This window comes from Edaphobacter modestus, assembly GCF_004217555.1.
Classification (GTDB): domain Bacteria; phylum Acidobacteriota; class Terriglobia; order Terriglobales; family Acidobacteriaceae; genus Edaphobacter; species Edaphobacter modestus.
Genome location: NZ_SHKW01000001.1, coordinates 4281005 through 4302912, shown reverse-complemented (window position 1 = coordinate 4302912; position 21908 = coordinate 4281005). Strand labels below are relative to the sequence as shown.

14 protein-coding genes and 1 tRNA gene are annotated in these 21908 nt (G+C 56.8%); 6 read left to right on the top strand and 9 right to left on the bottom strand.

All coding sequences use genetic code 11. The features are described from left to right. Window positions 1-87: 87 nt before the first annotated feature. From BDD14_RS18260 to BDD14_RS18250, 3 genes are read left to right on the top strand one after another with little or no spacing between them, the layout of a single operon-like run. Window positions 88-1539 (top strand): efflux RND transporter periplasmic adaptor subunit, encoded by a 1452-nt coding sequence (locus tag BDD14_RS18260; protein ID WP_130420058.1) that lies wholly within the window; start codon window positions 88-90, stop codon window positions 1537-1539. Beyond that, complete coding sequence (locus BDD14_RS18255; protein ID WP_130420057.1) at window positions 1536-4721, top strand: multidrug efflux RND transporter permease subunit; 3186 nt, start codon at window positions 1536-1538, stop codon at window positions 4719-4721. The genes BDD14_RS18260 and BDD14_RS18255 overlap by 4 nt, the downstream gene beginning before the upstream one ends. A 56-nt stretch (window positions 4722-4777) precedes the next feature. Beyond that, window positions 4778-8074: an efflux RND transporter permease subunit gene (locus tag BDD14_RS18250; RefSeq protein WP_130423324.1), complete on the top strand. Its 3297-nt coding sequence runs from the start codon at window positions 4778-4780 to the stop codon at window positions 8072-8074. An 82-nt stretch (window positions 8075-8156) separates the two neighbouring features. Here BDD14_RS18250 and glgP read toward each other — a convergent pair whose 3' ends face one another. The 6 genes from glgP to BDD14_RS18220 form a co-directional block, all read right to left on the bottom strand. Further along, window positions 8157-9956, bottom strand: coding sequence for an alpha-glucan family phosphorylase (glgP, locus tag BDD14_RS18245; protein WP_130420056.1), 1800 nt, complete (start codon window positions 9954-9956; stop codon window positions 8157-8159). Window positions 9957-10279: 323 nt separating this feature from the next. Then, window positions 10280-11656, bottom strand: coding sequence for a pyridoxal phosphate-dependent decarboxylase family protein (locus BDD14_RS18240; protein WP_130420055.1), 1377 nt, complete (start codon window positions 11654-11656; stop codon window positions 10280-10282). Window positions 11657-11672: 16 nt separating this feature from the next. Further along, on the bottom strand, window positions 11673-11969 hold the full coding sequence (locus tag BDD14_RS18235; RefSeq protein ID WP_130420054.1) for a hypothetical protein: 297 nt from the start codon (window positions 11967-11969) through the stop codon (window positions 11673-11675). Then, the gene (locus tag BDD14_RS18230) at window positions 11966-12922 is read right to left on the bottom strand and encodes an alpha/beta hydrolase (protein WP_242618039.1); all 957 of its coding nucleotides are present in this window, start codon (window positions 12920-12922) and stop codon (window positions 11966-11968) included. The genes BDD14_RS18235 and BDD14_RS18230 overlap by 4 nt, the downstream gene beginning before the upstream one ends. A 180-nt stretch (window positions 12923-13102) precedes the next feature. Beyond that, window positions 13103-13414 carry a hypothetical protein gene (locus tag BDD14_RS18225; RefSeq protein WP_130420053.1) on the bottom strand — a complete coding sequence of 104 codons (312 nt, stop codon included), beginning with the start codon at window positions 13412-13414 and terminating at the stop codon, window positions 13103-13105. Between the two features lie 502 nt (window positions 13415-13916). After that, window positions 13917-15584, bottom strand: a complete 1668-nt coding sequence (locus tag BDD14_RS18220) for an adenosine deaminase family protein (protein ID WP_130420052.1) — start codon at window positions 15582-15584, stop codon at window positions 13917-13919. 220 nt (window positions 15585-15804) lie between these two features. Here BDD14_RS18220 and BDD14_RS18215 point away from each other — a divergent pair. After that, a tRNA-Phe gene (locus tag BDD14_RS18215) sits at window positions 15805-15879 on the top strand. A gap of 325 nt (window positions 15880-16204) precedes the next feature. Further along, window positions 16205-16969 carry a site-specific integrase gene (locus BDD14_RS18210; RefSeq protein ID WP_130420051.1) on the top strand — a complete coding sequence of 255 codons (765 nt, stop codon included), beginning with the start codon at window positions 16205-16207 and terminating at the stop codon, window positions 16967-16969. 781 nt (window positions 16970-17750) lie between these two features. On the opposite strand, the gene BDD14_RS18205 is transcribed toward BDD14_RS18210, so the two are convergent. The 3 genes from BDD14_RS18205 to BDD14_RS18195 form a co-directional block, all read right to left on the bottom strand. Continuing rightward, entirely contained in the window at window positions 17751-18554 is an 804-nt protein-coding gene (locus tag BDD14_RS18205; protein ID WP_130420050.1) for a class I SAM-dependent methyltransferase, read from the bottom strand. 127 nt (window positions 18555-18681) lie between these two features. Further along, window positions 18682-19308, bottom strand: coding sequence for a DUF2306 domain-containing protein (locus BDD14_RS18200; RefSeq protein WP_165420138.1), 627 nt, complete (start codon window positions 19306-19308; stop codon window positions 18682-18684). A gap of 122 nt (window positions 19309-19430) precedes the next feature. After that, window positions 19431-20384: a phytanoyl-CoA dioxygenase family protein gene (locus tag BDD14_RS18195; RefSeq protein ID WP_130420048.1), complete on the bottom strand. Its 954-nt coding sequence runs from the start codon at window positions 20382-20384 to the stop codon at window positions 19431-19433. Window positions 20385-20819: 435 nt separating this feature from the next. On the opposite strand from BDD14_RS18195, the gene BDD14_RS18190 reads away from it, so the two are divergent. Further along, window positions 20820-21875: a cytochrome P450 gene (locus tag BDD14_RS18190; RefSeq protein WP_130420047.1), complete on the top strand. Its 1056-nt coding sequence runs from the start codon at window positions 20820-20822 to the stop codon at window positions 21873-21875. The last annotated feature ends 33 nt before the right edge of the window (window positions 21876-21908 follow it).

Genomic DNA, 21908 nt, shown 5'->3' with positions numbered 1-21908 from the left:
AAGGCTCTGCAGCATCCCGCAGGGCTCCGTTTTGAATATTTCTTCACAATCTGCATAAGCATTTTTGAGAGCACGGTGAGCGCGCCAATGTCATCAGCCCCGATCAGCGAACACGAGACCAAGCCGGCTTTGTCTGCCCATAAGCCGCATCCCCCGCTTCCCGAACCAGAGCCGCCACAGCGCTCGGGCTTCAGGAAGTGGATCATCATGCTGGCAATCGTCCTGGTCGTAGGAGCCGCGATCTGGAAGATACGCAAGAACACCGAAGAGCAGACGGCTCAGGGACAAAAGATGGCGGCGATGCTGGATCGGCCCACTCCGGTCCAGACGGTTAAAGTTCAGCAGAAGACCATGCCGATTTACCTGACGGCGCTTGGCACGGTGACGGGTTACAACACGGTGACGCTCAAGTCGCGGGTAGACGGGCAGCTGAACCGGGTGAACGTGCGCGAGGGGCAACGGGTAAGACAGGGGGACTTGCTGGCGGAGATCGATCCGGCGCCCTACCAGGCGACGCTGGCCCAGGCGCAGGGGCAACTGGCCCGGGACCAAGCGCAGCATGCCAACGACCAGGCACAATCCAACCGCTACCGTGCGCTGTTTGAAGCAGGCGTCGTCTCCCACGAGGCGGCACAGGCCCAGGAGGCCCTGGCCGGCCAGTCCGCGGGAGCGATCCTGCAGGATCAGGCCGCGATCCAGGCGGCGAAGGTCAACGTGAACTACACGAAGATCACCTCTCCTATTAATGGTGTGGTGGGACTGCGGCAGGTGGATCCCGGCAACATCGTTCACGCCTCGGACACGAACGGGCTTCTTGTGGTTACGCAGCTGGAACCGATCGCCGTCATCTTCACGCTTCCGGAGGATCATCTTCCCGAGGTTCTTGACCTTATCCGCAAGGGCAAGAAGCTGGCGGTAGAGGCCTATGACCGCTCGGGAGCGACCCATCTTGCGACGGGAAGCGTGCTCACGGTCGATAACCAGATCGACACCACCACCGGAACGGTGAAGGTGAAGGCTGTCTTTGATAACAAGGACGGCGCATTGTTTCCAAATCAGTTCGTCAACGTTCGGCTGGTGCTCCAGCAGAGGCCAAACGCGATTGTGATTCCGTCGGCGGCGCTGCTCAGCGGTTCGCAGGGTAATTATGTGTACCTGGTGAAACCAGGCGATCCCCCGGCAGAGCTACAGCCGGCGCCTCCAGCCGCGGGCCAGCGGCAGGGCAAGGCAGGCCGCGTCGCCAGTGGAGCCGGACCGGCGCAGAATCAGCCGACCTTCTACGTGGTGGCTCAGCCCGTGAAGGTCGACCTGACGGAAGGCGCGCAGGTGATCCTTTCCAGCGGTGTGAATCCGGGCGATCCAATCGTCGTGGACGGGCAGGAGAAGCTTCGCAACGGCAGCCGGGTGATTCCGCGTCAGTCCAGCAACCCGAACGGGCCGCGCGCGGTGAATCCGAACCGCGCCGCTACGGGCGTTGGATCTGATGATAAAGGCAGCACGCAACAGCCGCAGGGACGCTCGGGAGGTCAGCAGCCATGAGCCCGTCACGGCCATTTATTCTCCGGCCGGTGGCCACCTCGCTTTTGATGGTGGCCATTTTGCTTGCCGGGTGGGTTGCTTACCTTCAGCTTCCGGTTTCGGCGCTGCCGCAGGTGGATTACCCGACGATCCAGGTGATGACGTTCTATCCGGGCGCAAGTCCGGAGGTGATGGCATCGTCGGTGACGGCTCCACTGGAGCGCCAGTTCGGGCAGATTCCGGGGCTGACCCAGATGACCTCGACAAGCTCGGGTGGCGGCAGCGTGATTACGTTGCAGTTCGATCTTTCGGAGTCCATCGACATTGCGCAGCAGGACGTCCAGGCTGCCATCAACGCGGCTTTCAGCTATCTGCCGGAGGACCTTCCGAATCCGCCGGTTTACAGCAAGGTCAATCCGGCGGACGCGCCCATCCTGACTCTCGCTTTGTCGAGTGAAACGCTTCCCCTGGTGAAGGTGGAAGACCTGGCCGATACGGTGCTGGCGCAGAAGATCTCGCAGCTGACGGGCGTCGGTCTCGTTTCGATCAACGGCGGACAGAAGCCGGCGGTCCGGATCCAGGCGAACCCGATGGCGATGGCCAACTACGGGCTGAGCCTTGAAGATCTGCGAACGGCGCTGGGAACGGCAAACGTCGATCAGGCCAAGGGAAACCTGAACGGTACGCACCAGGCCTACACGATCGGGGCAAACGATCAGCTGCTTTCGAGCGCAGATTACGCCAAGGTGATCATTGCTTATCGCAACGGGTCGCCGGTGCGGCTGTCGGATGTGGCGAACGCCGTCGACAGCGCGGAGAATCTGTACCAGGCGGCATGGATGGGAACCTCCGCCCGGCCCGCGGGCAAGGATGCGAACGGGAAGGAGATTCCCGCCCGAGAGCTTGAGCTGAAGCCCGCCGTCATCGTCAATATTCAGCGTCAGCCGGGAGCCAATATTATTGGCGTCGTCGACGAGGTGCAGAAGCTTCTGCCGCAGCTGCGGGCGACGCTTCCGGCCAGTGTGACGCTGGAGGTGTTGACCGATCGAACCAACACGATCCGGGCGTCGGTCAAGGACGTACAGTTCGAGCTGATGCTGACCATCGCGCTGGTCGTGATGGTGATCTTCCTCTTCCTTCGGTCCGTGGCGGCAACGATCATCCCGTCGATCGCGGTTCCGTTGTCGATCATCGGTACGTTCGGGGTGATGTACCTGCTGGGGTACAGCCTTAACAACCTGAGCCTGATGGCGCTGACGATCTCGACCGGATTCGTGGTGGACGATGCCATCGTCATGATCGAGAACATCTCCCGCTACCTGGAGGAGGGCGACGATCCTCTGGAGGCGGCGCTCAAGGGTTCCGAGCAGATCGGCTTCACGATTCTTTCGCTGACCATCTCGCTGATTGCCGTGCTGATTCCGCTGCTGTTTATGGGCGATATTGTCGGCAGACTCTTCCGCGAGTTCGCCGTGACGCTATCGGTTACGATTCTTGTCTCCGCAGTCGTCTCTCTGACCCTGACACCGATGATGTGCGCCAAACTGCTCCGCCACAAGCCGGCGAGCGAGCAGAGCGCCTTCTACCACAAGAGCGATCAGTTCTTTGAGTACGTGATTGCGAAGTACGGGGTCGGTGTGCGCTGGGTGCTTCGTCACCAGACACTGACGCTGCTGGTGACGCTGGCAACCTTCCTGCTGACGATCTACCTTTACATCATCGTGCCGAAGGGATTCTTCCCAGTGCAGGATACCGGGGTTCTGCTGGGAATTACCGAAGCGCCGCAGACGATCAGCTTTCAGGCGATGAGCATACGACAGCAGCACCTGGCGAAGGTGATCCTTGAGGATCCCGATGTGGAGAGTGTCTCTTCGTTCATCGGCATCGACGGCACCAACTCGACGATGAACAGCGGACGCATCCAGATCAATCTTCGCGACCGCGAGCAACGATCGGACTCTGCGACCGAGGTCATTCAGCGGCTGGGTCCCAAGCTGAGACAGGTGGAAGGGATCGAGTGCTTCCTGCAACCGCTGCAGGACCTGACCGTGGAAGACCGCGTGAGCCGCACGCAGTACCAGTACACGCTGGAGGATGCGAACGCAGACGAGCTAGCGGTGATTACAGACCGTATGGTGGAGAAGCTCAAGCAGCTTCCCGAGCTGACCGACGTTGCAGACGACCAGCAGCTGGAAGGGCTTGAGGCTCACCTTGTTATCGATCGCGACACCGCGTCGAGGCTTGGGATCACGCCACAGAATATCGATGACACCCTGGACGATGCGTTCGCTCAGCGGCAGGTCTCGACGATCTTTACGCAGCTGAATCAGTATCACGTGGTGCTCGAAGTCGCTCCGCACTTCCAGCTCAATCCACGGTCTCTGGACAATATTTACGTCAAAAGCTCGAATGGCACCCAGGTGCCGCTCTCGACCTTCACCCATTTTGAGGAGCGTGCCACAACGTTGGCGATCAATCACCAGGGTCAGTTCCCTGCCGTGACGATCTCGTTCAACCTCGCTCCCGGGAAGTCGATTGGCGACGCGGTTGAGGCGGTCAATAAAGCGAAGGCGGAGATGAATCTGCCTCCGAGTGTGAAGGCGGAGTTCCAGGGAACGGCCCGCGCCTTTGTAGCGTCTCTTAGCAACGAGCCTATTCTGATCCTGGCGGCGCTGATCGTCGTCTATATCGTGCTGGGCGTGTTGTATGAGAGCTACATTCACCCGATCACGATTCTCTCCACTCTACCGTCTGCGGGTGTCGGGGCGATCCTGGCTCTGCTGCTGTTTCATGTGAATCTGAGCGTGATTGCGCTGATCGGCATCATTCTTCTGATCGGCATTGTGAAGAAGAACGCGATCATGATGATCGACTTCGCTCTTGAAGCCGAGCGGGAGCACCACATGGAGCCTGAAGAAGCGATCTATCAGGCGTGCCTGCTGCGTTTTCGCCCGATCATGATGACGACTATGGCGGCGCTGCTGGGCGGCGTTCCGCTGGCGATGGGCACTGGAACCGGCAGCGAGCTGCGGCGTCCGCTTGGCATCGCAATCGTCGGTGGCCTGATCGTCTCCCAGATTCTGACGTTGTATACGACCCCGGTCGTATACCTGTTCTTTGACCGGATCGGGCGGAAGTATCTGCATACCGCTGAGGCCGATGCGGAGTTTCGCGAGCACGAACACGCGGTGAGTGCGGACTGATGGAAAACCGCAACGAAGATCGAGACCTGGAGAAGGCCCGCAAAGATGCGGCGAAGATGCCGGCGGCGGGCGGAGTCCATTTCTCCGCGCCCTTCATCAAGCGGCCGGTGGCGACGACGCTGCTGTCGATCGCGATCATCCTTGCGGGCATCGTAGCCTACAAGATGCTTCCGGTGGCGAGCCTGCCCCAGGTTGAGTTCCCCACCATCTCGATTGGTGCGGGGCTTCCGGGCGCGGATCCGGAGACGGTCGCCTCGGCCATCGTCACTCCGCTGGAACGGCAGTTTGCCAGGATTGCCGGCATCAACGAGATGACCTCCAGCTCCGGGCTGGGAAATGGCTCGATCGTGCTGCAGTTCGATTTAAGCCGCGACATCAACGGGGCAGCGCGCGATGTGCAGGCGGCGATCAATGCCGCGCGCAGCCAATTGCCCTCGAATCTTCCGCAGAACCCTTCGTACCGAAAGATCAACCCTGCAGATTCTCCTATCCTGATCCTGGCGTTGACGTCGGATACGCTCTCGGTCCCGCAGATCTACGATGCCTGTGACAGCATCCTGGCCCAGAAGATCGCCCAGGTGGAAGGCGTGGGACAGACCTTCTGCGGCGGCAGCGCGAAGCCTGCGGTCCGGATCGAGGCCAATCCCACGCAACTCGCGAACTATGGCCTGGGTCTGGAGGCCTTGCGCGCGGCGATTGGAACTATCAACGTCAACCAGCCGAAGGGCTATCTGCAGAATGAGACGCGGCGATGGAGCATCAGCACGACCGACCAGCTGTTTGGGGCCGCGGCCTATGCTCCCCTGATCGTCGCAACGGACCGCGGCCCGGTGAGTTCAGCCGCAGCCACAAACGGGCTTCCCGTTTCGCTGCAGGATGCCGTCAATAACTCGCCGTCGTCCACCGTCACGTCCACCTCCACAACCCAGCCTGCGACCTCGAGCGCGAGCCCTGCCGCGGCAGCACATGGAATTGTGCGTATTCAGGATGTCGCGCAGGTGGTGGATTCGGTCGAGGATATCCGTACAGGTGGCTTCTTCAACGGCAAACCAGCGATTCTTGTGATCGTCTTCAAGACGTCGACGGCGAATGTCATTGAAACGGTGGACAATGTTCTAAAGCTGCTGCCTTCGCTGCGGGCCGACATTCCTCCCGCGGTGCAGCTCAATGTAGCTTTGGACCGGACGACGACGATCCGCGCCTCTATTAAAGATGTGACGCGGACGCTCATTATCTCGGTCCTGCTGGTCATTCTGGTCGTCTTCGTTTTCCTGCGGGAGATTCCCGCGACGCTGATTCCCAGCGTTTCGGTTCCACTGAGCCTGCTGGGTACCTGCGGAATCATGTACCTGCTGGGCTACACGCTGGATAACCTGAGCCTGATGGCGCTGACGATCTCGACCGGATTCGTAGTGGATGACGCGATCGTTGTGATCGAAAACATCTCTCGCCATCTGGAGAGCGGCAAGTCGCCTTTCCAGGCAGCGATGGACGGCTCGCGCGAGATCGGCTTTACGGTGATCTCGATGAGCACGTCGCTGATCGCGGTGTTCATTCCCATCCTGTTGATGGGCGGGATCGTTGGCAGATTGTTCCGCGAGTTCGCGGTGACCTTGTCGGCCGCGATTATGGTTTCGCTGGTGGTTTCGCTGTCGACGACTCCGATGCTGAGCGCGAAGTTTCTGGTATCGCACGGGAAGCGCAAGCACGGACGTTTCTACCGCTGGGGAGAGCAGGCCCTGACATGGCTTACCGGAGAGTACGAACGCGGCCTGCAGTGGGTGCTTCAGCATCAGGGACTCGTGCTCGCGATCACGATCGTGACCTTCCTCCTCAATATCTATCTCTATATTCTGATTCCGAAGGGATTTTTCCCGCAGCAGGATACGGGACGAATCGGCGGCATGATCCGAGGACAGCAGGATGTCTCGTTCGATGCAATGAAGCCAAAGGTTGCTCAACTGGCGGCGATTGTTCAGCAGGATCCCGGGGTCGAGAACGTGATGTCCTTCGTGGGTGGCGGAGGACCGGGTGGCGGAGGATCGAACAATGGCAACATGTTCGTCTCCCTGAAGTCAGACGATGAGCGGATTGCGCGAGGAGACACGGCGGATGTGATCATCAACCGCCTTCGATCGAAGGCGGCGGGAATTCCCGGCGCGACTCTCTACCTGCAATCGAATCAGGAGCTCCGTATCGGGGGACGAGGAACGGCGACGCAGTATCAGTACTCGCTGACGGCAGACAACCTGAAGGATCTGGACGAGTGGTCTCCAAAGCTGATGGAGGCCATGCAGAAGCTGCCTGAACTGAAGGACGTTGCCACGGACCAGCAGGATCAGGGTCTTCGGGCACAGCTTGTGATCGATCGCGATACGGCTTCGCGCCTTGGCGTGTCGCCGCTGACGATTGATGCAACGCTCTCGGATGCGTTCGGGCAGAGGCAGGTTTCGACGACCTATCGTCCTCTGAATCAATATCACGTGGTGATGGAGGTTGCGCCGGAGTATCAGCGCAATCCGGATTCCCTGAAGAATATTTATGTAAAGAGCACGACCGGCGCGATGATTCCGCTGTCGGCGATTACTCACTTTGAGGCACAGCGGATTCCGTTGACGGTGAACCACCAGTCGCAGTCTCCGGCGACTACGCTGAGCTTCAATCTGACTCCCGGGATCTCCCTGAGCCAGGCTACTGTCGCGATAGAACAGGCGCGCGTGAATATCGGCATGCCTTCGATGATCCGTGGTGGCTTCCAAGGCACGGCACAGGCCTTCCAGGATTCGCTGTCGAGCGAACCGGTACTGATACTGCTGGCCCTGGTAGCCGTCTATATTGTGCTTGGAATGCTGTATGAGAGCTTCATCCATCCGCTCACGATTCTTTCGACCCTTCCCTCAGCCGGGGTAGGAGCGATTGTTGCCCTGCTGCTGTTCAAGGTGGAGCTGAGCGTGATTGCGATGATCGGCATCATTCTTCTGATCGGTATTGTGAAGAAGAACGCCATCATGATGATCGACTTCGCGCTGGCAGCCGAGAGGCTGGAGGGGAAGACACCGAAGGAGGCGATCTACCAGGCCTGCCTGCTGCGCTTCCGTCCGATCATGATGACGACGATGGCGGCACTGCTTGGCGGACTGCCACTTGCCCTGGGACAAGGAACGGGCAGCGAACTGCGGAGACCTCTCGGCATCACCATTGTGGGCGGACTTATCGTCTCCCAGTGCCTGACGTTGTTCACAACTCCAGTCGTCTACCTGTTCTTCGATCGGCTTCGGATGCGGTTCCAAAAGATGATTCCGGCGAACAAGAGAAAGCCAATCGGAAGAGCACAGACTGTTGCCGGAGACTAGCCGTAGTTGCTGGCAGTGCGGCGAAAACGGAGCCTCTGTCTGGCAGGAGACTCCGTTCGAAACGCCGCTTTTGTAAGATCCCCTACGCCTTATTCACCGGCACAAAGGCCGTCTCGCTCAAACCGAATTCCTCCTCCGAGTCTGCCAAACGTTCCTGTTGGAACCTGCTGGGGCCGGAGGGGAAGTAGGCGTTCGAGAAGTACTGGCCGAGCATCCGCTGCGTATTGAAGAAGGTTCCGTTGATTCCGATGCAGTGCTGCTGGAGCCTAGCCCAGGCGTTTGGATTGGCCCAGAACGGGGCGATCACTTTTTCAAGTTTGTTGTAGAGGTTGTTGGCTTCCGTCTCCTCGGTTTCGCCGTTCTCGATGGCCCAGCCGGTGGTGTTCTCGGCGTGGCCCTCGATCCACCATCCGTCGAGGATAGAGAGCGAAGGGACACCATTCAATGCGGCCTTCATGCCTGAGGTGCCGGATGCTTCATAGGGCCGTCGCGGAGTGTTCACCCAGACATCGACGCCCTGGGTAAGAAGAGCTCCCAGCTCCCAGTCGTAATTTTCGATGTAATAGATCTTCAGAAACTCAGAGTTGAGCTTGACGGCTGCGGCGAATACATCACGGATGAGAGCCTTCGCGGCATTGTCGGCGGGGTGAGCCTTGCCCGCGTACAGAATCTGAAGACCGCCGATCTTTTCAGCCAGGGAGCAGAGTCGTTCGGGATCCTGAAGGAGGAGCCCGGCACGTTTGTAAGTGGCGACGCGGCGCGCAAAACCGAGCGTAAGGACCGAGGGGTTGAAGTAATGACCGGTACGACGGGCGAGCCAGGCGAAGAGGCGCTGCTTGCTTTTGACGTGACAGGCAGAGATGCGGGCCGGATCGATGCCATAGATGGAGCGGAAGTAGCGATTGTCGGTTCGCCAGTCCGGGATCTCGGAGTCGAAGAGTTCCTGAAAGGCGGGGGACATCCACGTAGCGGCATGAACGCCGTTGGTAATGGAGTGGACCTTGTACTCCGGAAACATGTATTGGGAGACCTTGCCGTGCTGCATGGCCACGCCGTTGACGTAACGGGAGAGGCAGAGGGCCAGATAGGTCATATTGAGCAGGCCGTTATGAAGACCGCCCGCGGCCTCGATTGCGGCGCCGCGATTAGGGCCGAGGACCTGGTTCATCTGGTCCACGCCGAACTGGTCGTGCCCTGCAGGGACAGGAGTATGGGTGGTAAAGACGCACTGCCGGCGGATGGCCTCGCGATCGGCATCGGTGGCTTCGCTGAGAGGCCGGCTGCCGAGGTGCTCTTCGAGCAGCCCAAGGGTGAGCAGCGATGCGTGGCCCTCGTTCATGTGATACACCTCGGGTCGAACCCTGAGGGCCTGAAGGAGCGCGATGCCGCCAAGTCCGAGAATTGCCTCCTGGCAGAGACGATAGTAGGTGTCTCCACCATAAAGGTGATCGGTGAGCTTGCGATCCCACGGATCGTTGCCCTCAATGTCGCTGTCGAGGAGAAAGACAGGGACGATGTGGCCGGTGGTTCCGGTAACGTCGTAGCGCCACGCTCGGAGCTGGACCTGGCGATCCTGCAAGACGAGGGTAACGGTGGGACCGGCAGAGGGGAGGTCCTCGGGAGACCATGGAACATCCGCCTCGGTCTGCTGGCCGACGTCGTTGAGCTGCTGCCGAAAATAGCCACGACGGTAGACCAGGGAGATGGCGATCATGGGAGCCGATGTATCTGCTGCGGAACGCAGTGTGTCACCGGCGAGCATGCCGAGTCCCCCACTATAGGTTGGAATCTGGGGGGAAAGGGCGATCTCCATGGAGAAGTACGCGATGGTGCGGTTGGAGAGATCGAAGTCGGCGAGAGGGGAAGTCTTGGGAATGCTCATTGCGGCGTTAGTCCTCATTTAACCGGAGGCATGATACCGGATCGTCCGAAAATCCGGTTCGCGTCGCAATAGCGCCGAAACGGCGATTTCAGACGGGTTTGGTCGAAGTTTATCAAACCGGTATACCTAACCTGTGCAAGACAGGGTCATTCAGTCTGATTCCTCCGGGGGATTGACAGGTTTCCCAAGATGGAACAGTTTCGAGGGACGCCTCTTGTATTTCGGCGGAAGTGCAGTCTTTTCAGTATCCACCTTTGCTTTCCCTTTATGCGACCGTTCGACGAGGTGAAGATGTCGAGGCGCAGGAGAATCTGGAAAATACTCTAAAAACTGCTCGCGACCGGGGATGACGCCTGATCGAGACGCTGCCAGATCTCGTCGAGCCATGCGAGATGTTCGGGCTTCATCATGACCGAACGCAGACAGGTGACATGACCCTCGGTGTGGCCGGGAAACGCCTCCGAGGGGAAAAACCGGAGCGGCAGGCTGGCAAGCGCGAGATGCAGATTGAGGCGCGCGGCCTCGTCAAAGACCCGTTTCGCGAGAGCGGAGGAGGCTTCGGGGGTCTGTTCGGGGCTGCGGACGGCGTAGAAGACGATGTCGAGCTGGGGCAGGACATTGGGGGCGAGGAAGCGGGGTTCTGCGGCGATACGCCGATTGAACTCGAGAGCAGCTTCGCGGCCGGTGCTGATATTTCTGGCGAACTCCCCGTCTCGGGTGTACGGAAGCAGGCGCTGGGTGGCCCAGAGAGCTACGGCGGAGGCCCCGGCACGCGAGCATTCGAGGGAGATCTCGCCGAGGTGGAGCTCCTTCGAAGAGAAGTAGGTGAAGGGAGAGTCATGCTTGTAGAACCGGCCGACGGTCGGGTCGCGGAAGAGAACGGCGCCGCAGCCGTAGGGCTGGAGGCCGTGCTTGTGCGGATCGACGACGATCGAGTCGGCCTGGGGGATAAGGTCGAAGGCGGCTCGGGCCTCGGGGCCGAGGTTGCCGGCGAGTGTGAAGTAACCGCCATATGCGGAGTCGATGTGGATGCGGAAGTTGTACTTTTTCTGGAGCTCGAGAATCTGCGGGAGCGGATCGACGGCTCCAACCGCAGTGGTGCCCAGGGTGGCGACGACCGTGCCGATATCGCTGGAGCGGAGAGCCTGTTCGAGCGCGGCCATGTCCATCCGGCCGGTGCGATCGGAAGGAATTTCGACGAAAGGAAGGCCGAGAACTCCGCTGATGCGAGTGTGCGTGTAGTGGGCCTGGTCGGAGGCAGCGATACCGCGGCCCGGTAGAGTTTGCCCGGAGACCCACAGGGCCTCGAGATTGGCGAAGGTTCCGCTGGAGGAGAGGTGGCCAAGATGCTGGGGAAAGCCGAACATCTTCGCGAGCTCGGCTACGGTTTCGAGCTCCATGGCAGAGCTGGCGCGCCCGCCGTCGAGAGCATGATTGTTGGGATTGACCGACATCGTGAGAGCGTAGGCCGCGCGGGCAATGGGGTGTGGCGGCTTGAGCATCTGCCCGGCGTAGAGCGGATGCGCGTAAGGATAGTTGTCGTGAAGGCGCGTGGCCGCCTCTTTGAGAATGGCGGCCGCCTCTTTACCGAGAGCGGGAGATGGTGCAGGCGGAAGATCGGAGAAGCCTGCATCGAGCTGATGCTGGGCTTCGCTGAGAAGAGCGAAGAGTTCGTCGGTCGGGTGAGTAACGGAAGACATAAGGTTTGATGACGTTCTAGAAGTCCTGAGTGATGAAGCCTAGCTTGAGGGCGTAGCCGGTTGCGATCGCGAGGAGAAAGGCCAGGACGGTCCAAGTGGTGTCGCACATGCGGCGGCGAAGGGCTTGAACGACGATGATGGCGAGAAAGACTCCGACAGCGACGAGGAGGCCATCGGGGATGAAGTAACGCGTGGCCCCGGGAGCCAGAGTTGTGGTGGCCCAGTGCAGATTGAACGGATGCAGGAAGCTGCCGACCGCAAAGATAACCAGAAAGAGCAGAAACTGGGCGAGAGTGCGGAGAGTCTTTTTCATTGCCGGTTCAGGATGGCCTTTTCATTTATCTTACCGGCCGGCCCGAGTATATGAATTGTGTTCAGCCAGGTTTCGACGAGCGAGGGCCAGTGGGAGATCGGAAGCGGCGAGGGACGAAGGCCGTAGCCGTGGCCTCCTTCGGAGTAGACGTGAAGCTCGGCAGGAACCTTGAGCTGCTTGAGGGCCTGGAAGTAGACCAGGACATTCTCTTCGTGGACCGGATCGTCTTCGGCCTGAAGCAGAAAGGTGGGAGGGGTGTTTTCGCCCGGATCGATGCCGCGCGAAAGCTGAGTGTGCGCGGGAGGTTCGACGAGATAGCCGGGATAGATGGCGACGACGAAGTCGGGACGTGCGCTGACGGAAGCCTCGCCGGTAGGCTCATTGGCGCGCTTGAAATCAGGATGGTTGCCGAGGACGACCACAAGGTGGGCTCCGGCAGAAAATCCCAGGACGCCGACGCGATTGGGTTCGAGATGCCACTCAGCCGCGTGGGCACGGGTGATGCGCATGGCCTGCTGGGCGTCTTCGAGGTCAGAGGGATCGTCAGGGTAACGCTTCTCCATGGGAACGCGGTATTGGGCGAGAGCACAGTTGACTCCGATGGAGTTGAGCCAGGTGCAGACTTCGGTGCCTTCGAGATCGTAGGCCAGGATGCGGTATCCTCCGCCGGGAAAGACGACGACGGTGGCACCGGTGTTGTGGGCAGCGGGCGCGGGATAAAAGTCCAGCGTCGGCTTGCTGATATTCGTGAGATGCGCGAGGGGCCTGCCGTCGACAAGCCGATCTGCCGGTTTGGTGATATCGGTTTCGGGAGCACCCTGGTAAGGTTCAGGCGCACCCTTGGGCCAAAGAGGCAAGGTGACTTGTTGGGCAGACGCCAGAGATGTAAGAAGAGCAAGAGTGAGGGATAAGTGGATTCGCACGGCAACCATGGTATACGGATAGGACCTCAACTCGGGCTCGTGGAAACGAGTTTCTTTTAAGCAAGAATGCTTAAATCAGGGTCCACCAATTGAATCCTCGAGTATCCCTCTGTAGCTGGACTAAGAGCCTGACATCGGGTCTATGACGCTTCGATGGAGTTCGGTGGCGAGCAGAAGTGGACCGTCGCCACCGAGCTTCAAGAGAGATGCTTATGCCGTTCCCATCTGTTGGCCGAGAAATTGCTTCGCCTTCCCGACCTCGGTATCCCACTTTTTAAGTTGGTCTGGATTGAGGAAGTTCACCACACGCTGGCGAATCTGCTCCCTATGGCTTGTCACTTCTTTGACGATCTCGGCCCTCGTGACATTTGGATGTTCTTGCATGTAATCGCCCAACTTTCCTCTGGCATTTTGGAAAGCAGTTTGCAATTTCTCCTGCTGATCAGAGGTGAGTTTCAGATCCGATGCGAATCTCTTCACTTCGTCAGCGATTTGATCACGTTGTTCTGTTGTCAGGTTCATAACATACTCCTATTTCCTGGCCCATATCGCAATTCCGGAGCCGGACTTGAATGGCGCTACAGGTTTCAAGTCCGTCGATAATGGCGAATTGGATGGACCGAGAAACGTTCTCATTCGAGCGACTCTACCCAGGACGGTTGCGTCCTGGATGAGAGATGCTGAATGAAAACGAGTTATGAAACGGTTCACGTTTCGAGGATACGAGGAGGGCCGTTGCCATCGAACCGTTTCGTGACTACTTATGGCGTGTCGAATATAGGCCTCATATCCTGTGGTTGGCAATGGGGGCCACGTCCGCCGATCCAAGGCCTAAAGGAGACCCTTTTCTTGCAACAACCTAAATCCTGCAAGCTCGTCTCACAAGAGACCTTTAGCTTCGAGCAGGTTCGCCCCATGTCCAGAGCGGTGGCACAAAATCATTTTCCGCGGAATCGAAATTCATGGGGATTCCTAAGTTTTTCCCTCACGTCTGAACGAATAGGGACAGAAAAGACACGTGCCCCTATGGTTGGCTGCCTTCAAAAAGCTGATAGCGGTGCTCGAGCTGCCACTGCTCTGCGGCTTTTTCGTTGGCCTGCAGAAAGGCTGTGCACTTTGGCGAGGGATCGTCTGCTCCCAAGTTCTGGGAGGCACAGGCCGGGTTGACTGCGGTGAAGCTGTCTGGCTGCGCCCACAGGCTGGAGCCGGAGAGGAAGCTGTGCTCGAGCGAGGTGCGGGCCATGCGCTTGAGGTCGCTATAGGAGAGGTGGAAGTCGAGCACAGCGCGAGCGTACTCGTGGGTGATATTGATGCGCGAGACGCCCTCGTCATCGGTGGCGAGCGCAACGGGAACTCCAGCAGACCGATAGACGGGCAGAGGATGCCATTGCTTTTCGACGCCAAGGATGAGGTCGTTTGAGGAGAGATTAATCTCGGTCATGATGTGACGGGAGGCTATTTCCTTAAGAAGCGCCTGAGGGAGATCTTCATACATGATGTCGACGCCGTGACCGATGCGCTCGGCGTGTCCGAGCTCCACTGCCTCCCGGATATGGAAGCGCAGCCCTGCCGGAGTGACGAGGCCGGGAGCGAGCTCGCCGGCGTGAAGCGTGATGTGAACACGCGGGTAGACACTGTGGAGGTAGTCGAGCATGAGCATCTGACGGTGATATTCGGACATGGAGAGATACCCGTCTTCGGGCATCACGAAGTTGATGCCGATGACATTGGGATGGCCCGAATCGAGCTCGGCCTGAACGGTCTCAAAGCCGAGAAGGGTTTGCGCGAAGACCTGCTGCGGCGGAAAGCCACGAAGAATCTGGTAGAGAAAGCGAATTTTAACCGCACAGGCGCGCGTGGCTGCAGGCGTACCGCATTGCTCGATGCGGTTCCGGGCATCGAGAGCACCGGCGAACTCCTGGCGATCGGGGGCCACCATATCGCGGAGGCCGCCGGCGAGAAGCTGATCGCGGAGTTTCGCGAGATCGGCATGGGTGGTTCCCGTGGCGTCGCCGGTGCGGTTGAACGCGGGATCGGCCGGCGTGGACGGCCATGGGATGGAGTAGCCGAGCTTCGCCGCGGCGAGGAAATCGGGGGTGTGCATGACCTCGAGATACTGCTCATTCTGTGCCGCGGCTCGGCCAGCGATTTCATCGAGCCATTCACCGATGTGACTTTGGTTGACAGCAGAGAAACGAGCGAAGGTGGCGAAGAACTGATCGTGACCGCTCACGCCTGCGCTGGGAACAAAGCTGCGCATGGAAAAGTCGTTGACGAGGGTATCGTAGAGCGCCTGATCTTTCAGCGCGTCCTCGGCGCGGCGATTCCCTTCTCCGCACACGGGTTGAGGCGGAAGACTGCGCGTGGTGGCGGAGGGCTTGAAGAGGCGCCGCGTTGCAGGGCTGTAACAAAGCCCGTCTGAGACCGCTTGCTCGATGAACCTCTCCGCATAGATGGCTCCCGTCAGATGCATGTGCAGATCGCCGCCTTTGGGCATGTCCGTGAGAAACGCAGTGAGCTGCAGCGGATTCTGGGCAGCGACATTGAATGCACGAATGGCCTTCTGCTCCGATAACGTTGGTGAGGATGTAAGGCGTGGTTTTGCGGAGGCGCTGGATCGAGTCTGCGCATTTGTGGCAAAAGGAAGACAGAGAGACAAAGCTATGGCCAGGCGCGAGAGAGAGCGGAACATGGATTGTCCTTGATATTGCGATTACGGCAAGGATATCGCGGAAGCCGACGCGAAAAGGCCGGCAAGGGGTTTGGAGAGAATGGCTCTGGGTTGCTATACTTGCAATGCGTTTGAGTTGCTGGCTTTGCCCGCAATAAAGCTCCCTTGAAAAGGCCGATGCGACAGACGTACGCCCGGGGTCCTTGGCGATTCCCGAACGAGGCGTTTGCTCCAATGCCAAGGCCAGATAGCTCAGTGGTAGAGCGCGGCCCTGAAAAGGCCGGCGTCGGCGGTTCGATCCCGTCTCTGGCCACCACTTTAGAATCAATTAGTTAAGGCTGGCTTCTGGATACCGCAATAGATCTGCAAGAGGGCAATGCTACTCTGCAGATATGCCCGCGCTTAATGTCCGCTCCCTACAAGCCAAAACCCAGACCGTATCGGTATACACCGCCACACCTCGGACTGCTCGAAGAAGGATGACCCTCACTGAAGCGTTGCGAGTGCGTGAAGTACATCTACTTACTAAGGGACGGGAAGAACAAGACGATCTCGGCAAAGACACTTTCCTGGACTAAGGCAGAGGAACAGGCACGGGAATCAGGGATAGTTGGGACCCGGTCAAGCAAAAGCTCAGAGAGTTGGAAGAGCTTCAGCAGGCTCAAGAGTTGGGCGAAGTCACCATCACTTACGCGCTTGAGCGTTGGCTCACCACCGTCAGGAGTGAGAGCGACTCCGAAAACGAGCATACCCACAGCAAATACCAGACTGCAGGGAAGCAGATCGGAGCGTGGGCTCACCGGAACCAACTCGTCCGCCTCAGCCAGATCACTCCTGATGCATTGGATCAGTGGAAGAGCGAGTGGAAGCCAAAAGCGAAGCACCCCGATGATCGTATCGGAAAGACAACCGCCGGGAGGCGACTTGAAAAGGTCAAGGGGGTCCTTTCCTACTGCGTGAAGATGGGTTGGATCGTCAGGAGTCCAGCTCTCGATCTCAAAGCGATCAAACCCGATGAGAGCGTCACTCTTCCCTTACTGAGTGGGCGCTACGATGAGGTGATCGCCGCCACCTATGCTTACGACGAGAATGCGCGGCGTCCGTCTGACACGTTTGGCGAAGACCTGCGAGCAATCATCGAATTGATGCGGTGGACAGGTTTACGAATCGGTGACGCGCTCCTTTGCTCCAGATCCCGAATCGTCGGTAATAAGTTCACGCTTCGTACCCGAAAGGTTGCGATGAGCTGCATAGAAGCCGTGGATCATGTGAAACTCTTGTCCAGACATATTTATTGTTTCTCGTACCGTTTTAGCCAAGAAGAAATTGTGGCTTCCAAGAGGAAGGACCTCAAGGACTTGCAATTCCCTAATCCGGATCGCAAATTCCGGAAATGGTATGTCTAACCCACCAGACTGTTGTAGTGCGAAGGGTACCTCCTCCAAAGGAATCAAATCCAAGTAATGATTCTTACCGAGCTCTCGAACAATCAACGATTTACTTAGGGGGACCGTGCTGAGGGTGAGTCGTCCGAGGCGCTCAACTAGGGAAGCCGCTTGCCTCTCACTATTGAGCGCAAATGCAAAATAATTGCCTCCGAGATCCCCTAGTAGATTCATTGGAAATACGTTGCCGCGAGGCCCATCAACGACACATACGAGAACGACGGGCCTAGGACAGATAAATGTGACGGCATTGCATTGAGCGTCTAGCGTTGATACTTGTAACTCACCTGCCCGCCTTCCCTTGCACTGGTTATATCTGAGAAGAAGCCGGTGCGCGTGAAGGCGATATTTCGGGATGCAGTAGTTCTGACATTTAACCGCTCTAAACAAGCCAATCCAATGACATTCGACCGGCAGGATCGCCTGAAGCTTCAACTTAATTATGCCAAGTACGTTACCTCGACCTCGATTTTCGCGAAACTCGAGTGTGAAGTATCTTCCGGTAACCAGTTCATTTATTTCGGAACGTTCAAGTCCGATGCAAAACATGAATGGCACAGCGCAAGCCACTGAATGTGAATTGGTTACATCGCGAGTTAATCCCATGCCAAGCAGACGCACGCTGATTTCGATCTGCGGATGATCTAGCGAGATATCACAAGCCTGCGGAAGGTCGGTTCCCCCCAGAATAAGCTTGCGCAGAGTCCGACTGATCTCTCGTTTGACATCCATTTTCGCAATCCTAAATTTTCTCAAACTCTAAAATCACGCAGTCAGCCATCGACCTTATAAGAGGCAGGTGGCCTACTCGTTGATCCAAAACCGCAAGGATGGCCATTATCCTAGGAATGCGGATAGCCATTTTTTCCGCGTACGACGGAGGAACCGTGATTCCTGCTCCTCGCCACTGAACCAGTCGAAAATGTGTTCGCATCTGGAGAGCAATATGATGCACTGTAGGTCGCTGTATAACAAGAGGGCCATCTCCACTCAATCGTCGAGGCAGCATTCGCGAGAAGGCGCGTCTCGGTTTGCCATGTAGGAGGAACCAAATGATTTCCACTGGTACAAATCTCCCCATCATGCAAATTAGAAATCTGCCTTGGGGTCTAAGGAGCCGTGCGACATCTCGAGAAACATCCCCAAGGTTGTCCACACAGTTCAGGCCAGAGAAATTGGAAAATGCCCCGTCGAACGGACCTACCTCCAGCGTGTCAAGATTCTCTGTTGCTAACACCTCAAAACGAGGATGACTTATAGGATTTATGGCTTTTGCATGGTCGCGTGCCAAAGCAATCATTTTCGGCGACAGGTCAAAAGCGGTGACACTGATATTTCTTGTGCCGAGGTACACAGCATCAATGCCCGTCCCGCAATTCAGCTCTAAGACAGACTCGCCGGGTTTAAAGGCACGTTCAAGCTCTCTCCACGTCACTCTTCGCCTAATTTGCCCAACAATCGTTCCCGAAAACTTTTGCTCATAGGTGTCTGCAGCCACATTCCAGAACGTCTCTGCAGATTTTAATGCTTCCAAATCTGGGGTCATTCTAGCCTGCCTTTCGAAAAGGATAACCAAAGCCTCAAGTTCTGGAACCTTTTCTGCTCTTCAATTCAGTGGTCCAGAAAGCAAATAAAGCTTACGGGCTGGAATGAAATAAATTGTCATCGTCCTGTCATTCGTATGTCGCGGTTTCGGAAGGATCAATTTCAGCACTCGATGGGTTGTGTGTGCTAGGCGTGCAATAGGCTAAACGACGCAGAAATTGGGCGACCTGCGGAATCAAAAGCGCCAAAAAAGTAATACAGACGATCGCTGTGGCAAAACCCGCCCGACCCAGGTGATTCCACGCCGGTATTGGTTGCAGAACACGGGTCGCAATAAAAGTAAAAGTGACCGCATAAGATCGAATCATCCACTCGCGATGAAGAGCGAAATGTCTGCCGAATGCCGCGACCACTGCGACAACAGTGGTGATGATCCATGCCGTGCCCTGGATGCCAATCGCAATCTTGAAATAAGTCAATTTCGGGTAACGGCCATAAGCTGTAGACAAGATAGCCAAGGGAGCCGCAACAAGAACAGCTCCCACATATAGACGCCCGAGGAGACGATGAATGTCACGACGTCGTCGGCGCAAGCGATTGGAGAACTGAAATGGTCCGCTTAGTAATGCAAGGAGTCCTGCGAAGGCATGCGGTATCAGTATCCAGCGAAGTGCATGTAGCTGCGCGCGTTCTTGGGTTTGACTGAGAAGTGGTATCTCACTGTAAAAAGTGACGGAGATTGTTGCTAAGCCCATCACGCTCCACAGAGCATACTTGAGCCAATGCCAGCTAGCGTTGGGTTGCGGTCGATTTGGGGCTGACTCCACGGGAGACATACTCGGAAATACATGAATGACAACAGACATTTCACAACGAGCTATGTTGTTCTGACGGACAGTTGTTCCTCGATCCGTTCCAGAATACGAGCGTAACGAGCACGCATTCTAGGAGATTCAGCGGTTTCCGCAAGCTTCGCCAACTCGCATCTCGAGGGTTTGAGTGCTAGAGGAACCTTCTTCCAGTAGTACTTCAACTCATCCGATGTCCAAGTGATGTAAACATCTTCCCATGAGCGTTTGCTTTTGCCGGTGAAGACAAGGGTGGCCGGATCGACCGGCCGCTGATAGTTTTGAAATCTGCAATCCAATGAAATCCTGAGGCAATTCGACCGATTCGGTATGGCTTCATGAACAGTTAGACTGTGAAAAAAGAGCACATCACCAGCATTGATGTTGCCCCCAACCCATTCATTTCCGCGCTCCATTCCCTGCACGATATAGCCGGTCTCAACCGTGGTCGGCTGAAGGCCGAACCGATGCGAGCCTTCCATGACCCGAAGAGGACCTTGTTCCACAGGGCAATCATGAAGCGGTATCCAGGCGGTAAAACTCTCTTCGTCTCCGCCAACCGCCGTGTGATCTTGATGGGCGTGAATCACTCCGTGTTCGAAATTCGGAAATATAAGTCTTGCTGTGGTTTTCGGGTGGACGAAAAGCTCAGGGCCTACAAGGAGCTTCATCGTTTCTTGCAGGAGCGCATGGTGAGGAAACGAATGGAATGATTGAAGATTATAGATGCTGTCATAGACGGTTTTGTAAAGTGCGTCGCCCTCCGCACACGCGGCGGAAATATTGGCGATCCTTTCGAGAGGGTCGCTTTCAGAATTGAGCCAACCCATGTCTTCGAGAAGACAGATGATATCGCCGAAAAGACGAGTCAGATGATCCGGGCATAATAAGCCTCGGATCATCACATATCCATACTCATTCATCTCACGGCTCAGATTGATGGTCTTGAGATCTCTCGCTTCAATCTCTCGAAATCGCTTCATGTATTCAACCTAGATGTTGCCTTTGAATCCTACAGATAATCAGCAAGATATCGGTCACGATCGTCGCGGATGTCACAATCTTGTCACCGGTTTGTCTATTTTCAGTCCCAAACCTAAACGATCGAACTGTTGCTCGAGACTCGCTACTAAGCGAGCGGCTATCCGAGATGAACGTAACGTTTTCAAGATTCGCTAAACGCCCCTCGCAAATGCGGCATCCTCCCAGGCAAGCATGTACCGCTGATAACGAACAATCCTGAAATCGGCCACCTCAACTGTTTGATAACGGGGCTTGGCACCCATTGAAAAATGGTTCCTGGCGGCTAAGTTAATACAAAACTCTCTTGTGGCGGATGAATGTAGCGAAAATAAGATTCTTTGATAAGCTCTCTCGTGTCGATAGAAATAGTACGTTTCCTGGTTGAGGAGTGTTGAATGACGCAGCTAAATGGAGGCCCTTCAATACCGGCGTGGCCCGATGATGAACTTGATTTCAGCACGCCCTCGAAGCCCCAACCACCCTATTTTGACAAAGATCTCGATGCCTGGATATTCAGTAGACATGCCGATATCCATTCCGCCCTCCGCAGTTTCGATCTCTGGCCGAGCAGCGTAAAAAAGGGAAAGCAACCAAGGCTGATTGACAAAGCGAGTCATCACAAGATGCGTGCCGATACCACGCAGTCGCTCTCTCCGGAGAGACTTAGAGGTTGGAGGTTGCTTCTAGCTGAGAGAGCAACGGATGCCGTCAAAGCTTTGCCAATCAACACGCCAATTGATCTCCTAGCATCCTATGCAGACCCACTTTGTATGTTTCTTGCCGAGACGGTGACCTCGATCTCTCATGAGGAGGCACTCCTCCTGTACGCATCAGCACGCATCGTCTCCGCGAGTGCAGCCGAGCCATATGATTCAGAGCTAAGTAAGAGCGCCAAACCAGCAGATGAGTTACTAAGGAATCATTTTCAGTCTCGTCCGGAAGGGCTTCGCGATTCAACATTTGTAGCCTTGTCACAGACAATTCCTTGCATGCTTGGCAATGCTTGGTTCTCTCTTACACAGTTTCCATCGCAGTGGAGCATCCTCCATCAGCACCCGGATCTTTTAGAAGCTGGAGTCGAAGAACTCATGCGCTACGCAGGGTTGGTACGTACCCTAGGTCGTTATGCGACAGCGGATATTCAGATTGGAGATGTACTGATCCGCAGAGGAGAAAAGATCATCCTCCGGATGATCGCAGCCCATCGTGACCCCGAACGCTATTCCAATCCGAACGAGCTTATCGTTGAGCGGCAGTCAAGAGGAAATTTCGCGTTAGGTATGGGAGAACATTCTTGCGTGGGTGCTGTTTTGATTAGAATGGCTACCACTACAACTACTGCGCCATTGCTGACGCGTTTCTCCTCGATTGAACTAGTGGATCCGGTTGCGTGGAAGGGGGGATCAGCATTCCGCTCACCCGGCTCTCTATGGGTTCGCCTTGGAGATTAGAAGGTCGAACCTTCCCGCGATACTTTTCGCCAA

Bases quoted from the DNA above. Each gene is read 5' to 3' on its own strand.
- BDD14_RS18260 (WP_130420058.1), top strand. From the start codon at position 88: ATGTCATCAGCCCCGATCAGCGAACACGAGACCAAGCCGGCTTTGTCT.
- BDD14_RS18255 (WP_130420057.1), top strand. From the start codon at position 1,536: ATGAGCCCGTCACGGCCATTTATTCTCCGGCCGGTGGCCACCTCGCTT.
- BDD14_RS18250 (WP_130423324.1), top strand. From the start codon at position 4,778: ATGCCGGCGGCGGGCGGAGTCCATTTCTCCGCGCCCTTCATCAAGCGG.
- glgP (WP_130420056.1), bottom strand. From the start codon at position 9,956: ATGAGCATTCCCAAGACTTCCCCTCTCGCCGACTTCGATCTCTCCAAC.
- BDD14_RS18240 (WP_130420055.1), bottom strand. From the start codon at position 11,656: ATGTCTTCCGTTACTCACCCGACCGACGAACTCTTCGCTCTTCTCAGC.
- BDD14_RS18235 (WP_130420054.1), bottom strand. From the start codon at position 11,969: ATGAAAAAGACTCTCCGCACTCTCGCCCAGTTTCTGCTCTTTCTGGTT.
- BDD14_RS18225 (WP_130420053.1), bottom strand. From the start codon at position 13,414: ATGAACCTGACAACAGAACAACGTGATCAAATCGCTGACGAAGTGAAG.
- BDD14_RS18220 (WP_130420052.1), bottom strand. From the start codon at position 15,584: ATGTTCCGCTCTCTCTCGCGCCTGGCCATAGCTTTGTCTCTCTGTCTT.
- BDD14_RS18205 (WP_130420050.1), bottom strand. From the start codon at position 18,554: ATGACCCCAGATTTGGAAGCATTAAAATCTGCAGAGACGTTCTGGAAT.
- BDD14_RS18200 (WP_165420138.1), bottom strand. From the start codon at position 19,308: ATGGGCTTAGCAACAATCTCCGTCACTTTTTACAGTGAGATACCACTT.
- BDD14_RS18195 (WP_130420048.1), bottom strand. From the start codon at position 20,384: ATGAAGCGATTTCGAGAGATTGAAGCGAGAGATCTCAAGACCATCAAT.
- BDD14_RS18190 (WP_130420047.1), top strand. From the start codon at position 20,820: ATGACGCAGCTAAATGGAGGCCCTTCAATACCGGCGTGGCCCGATGAT.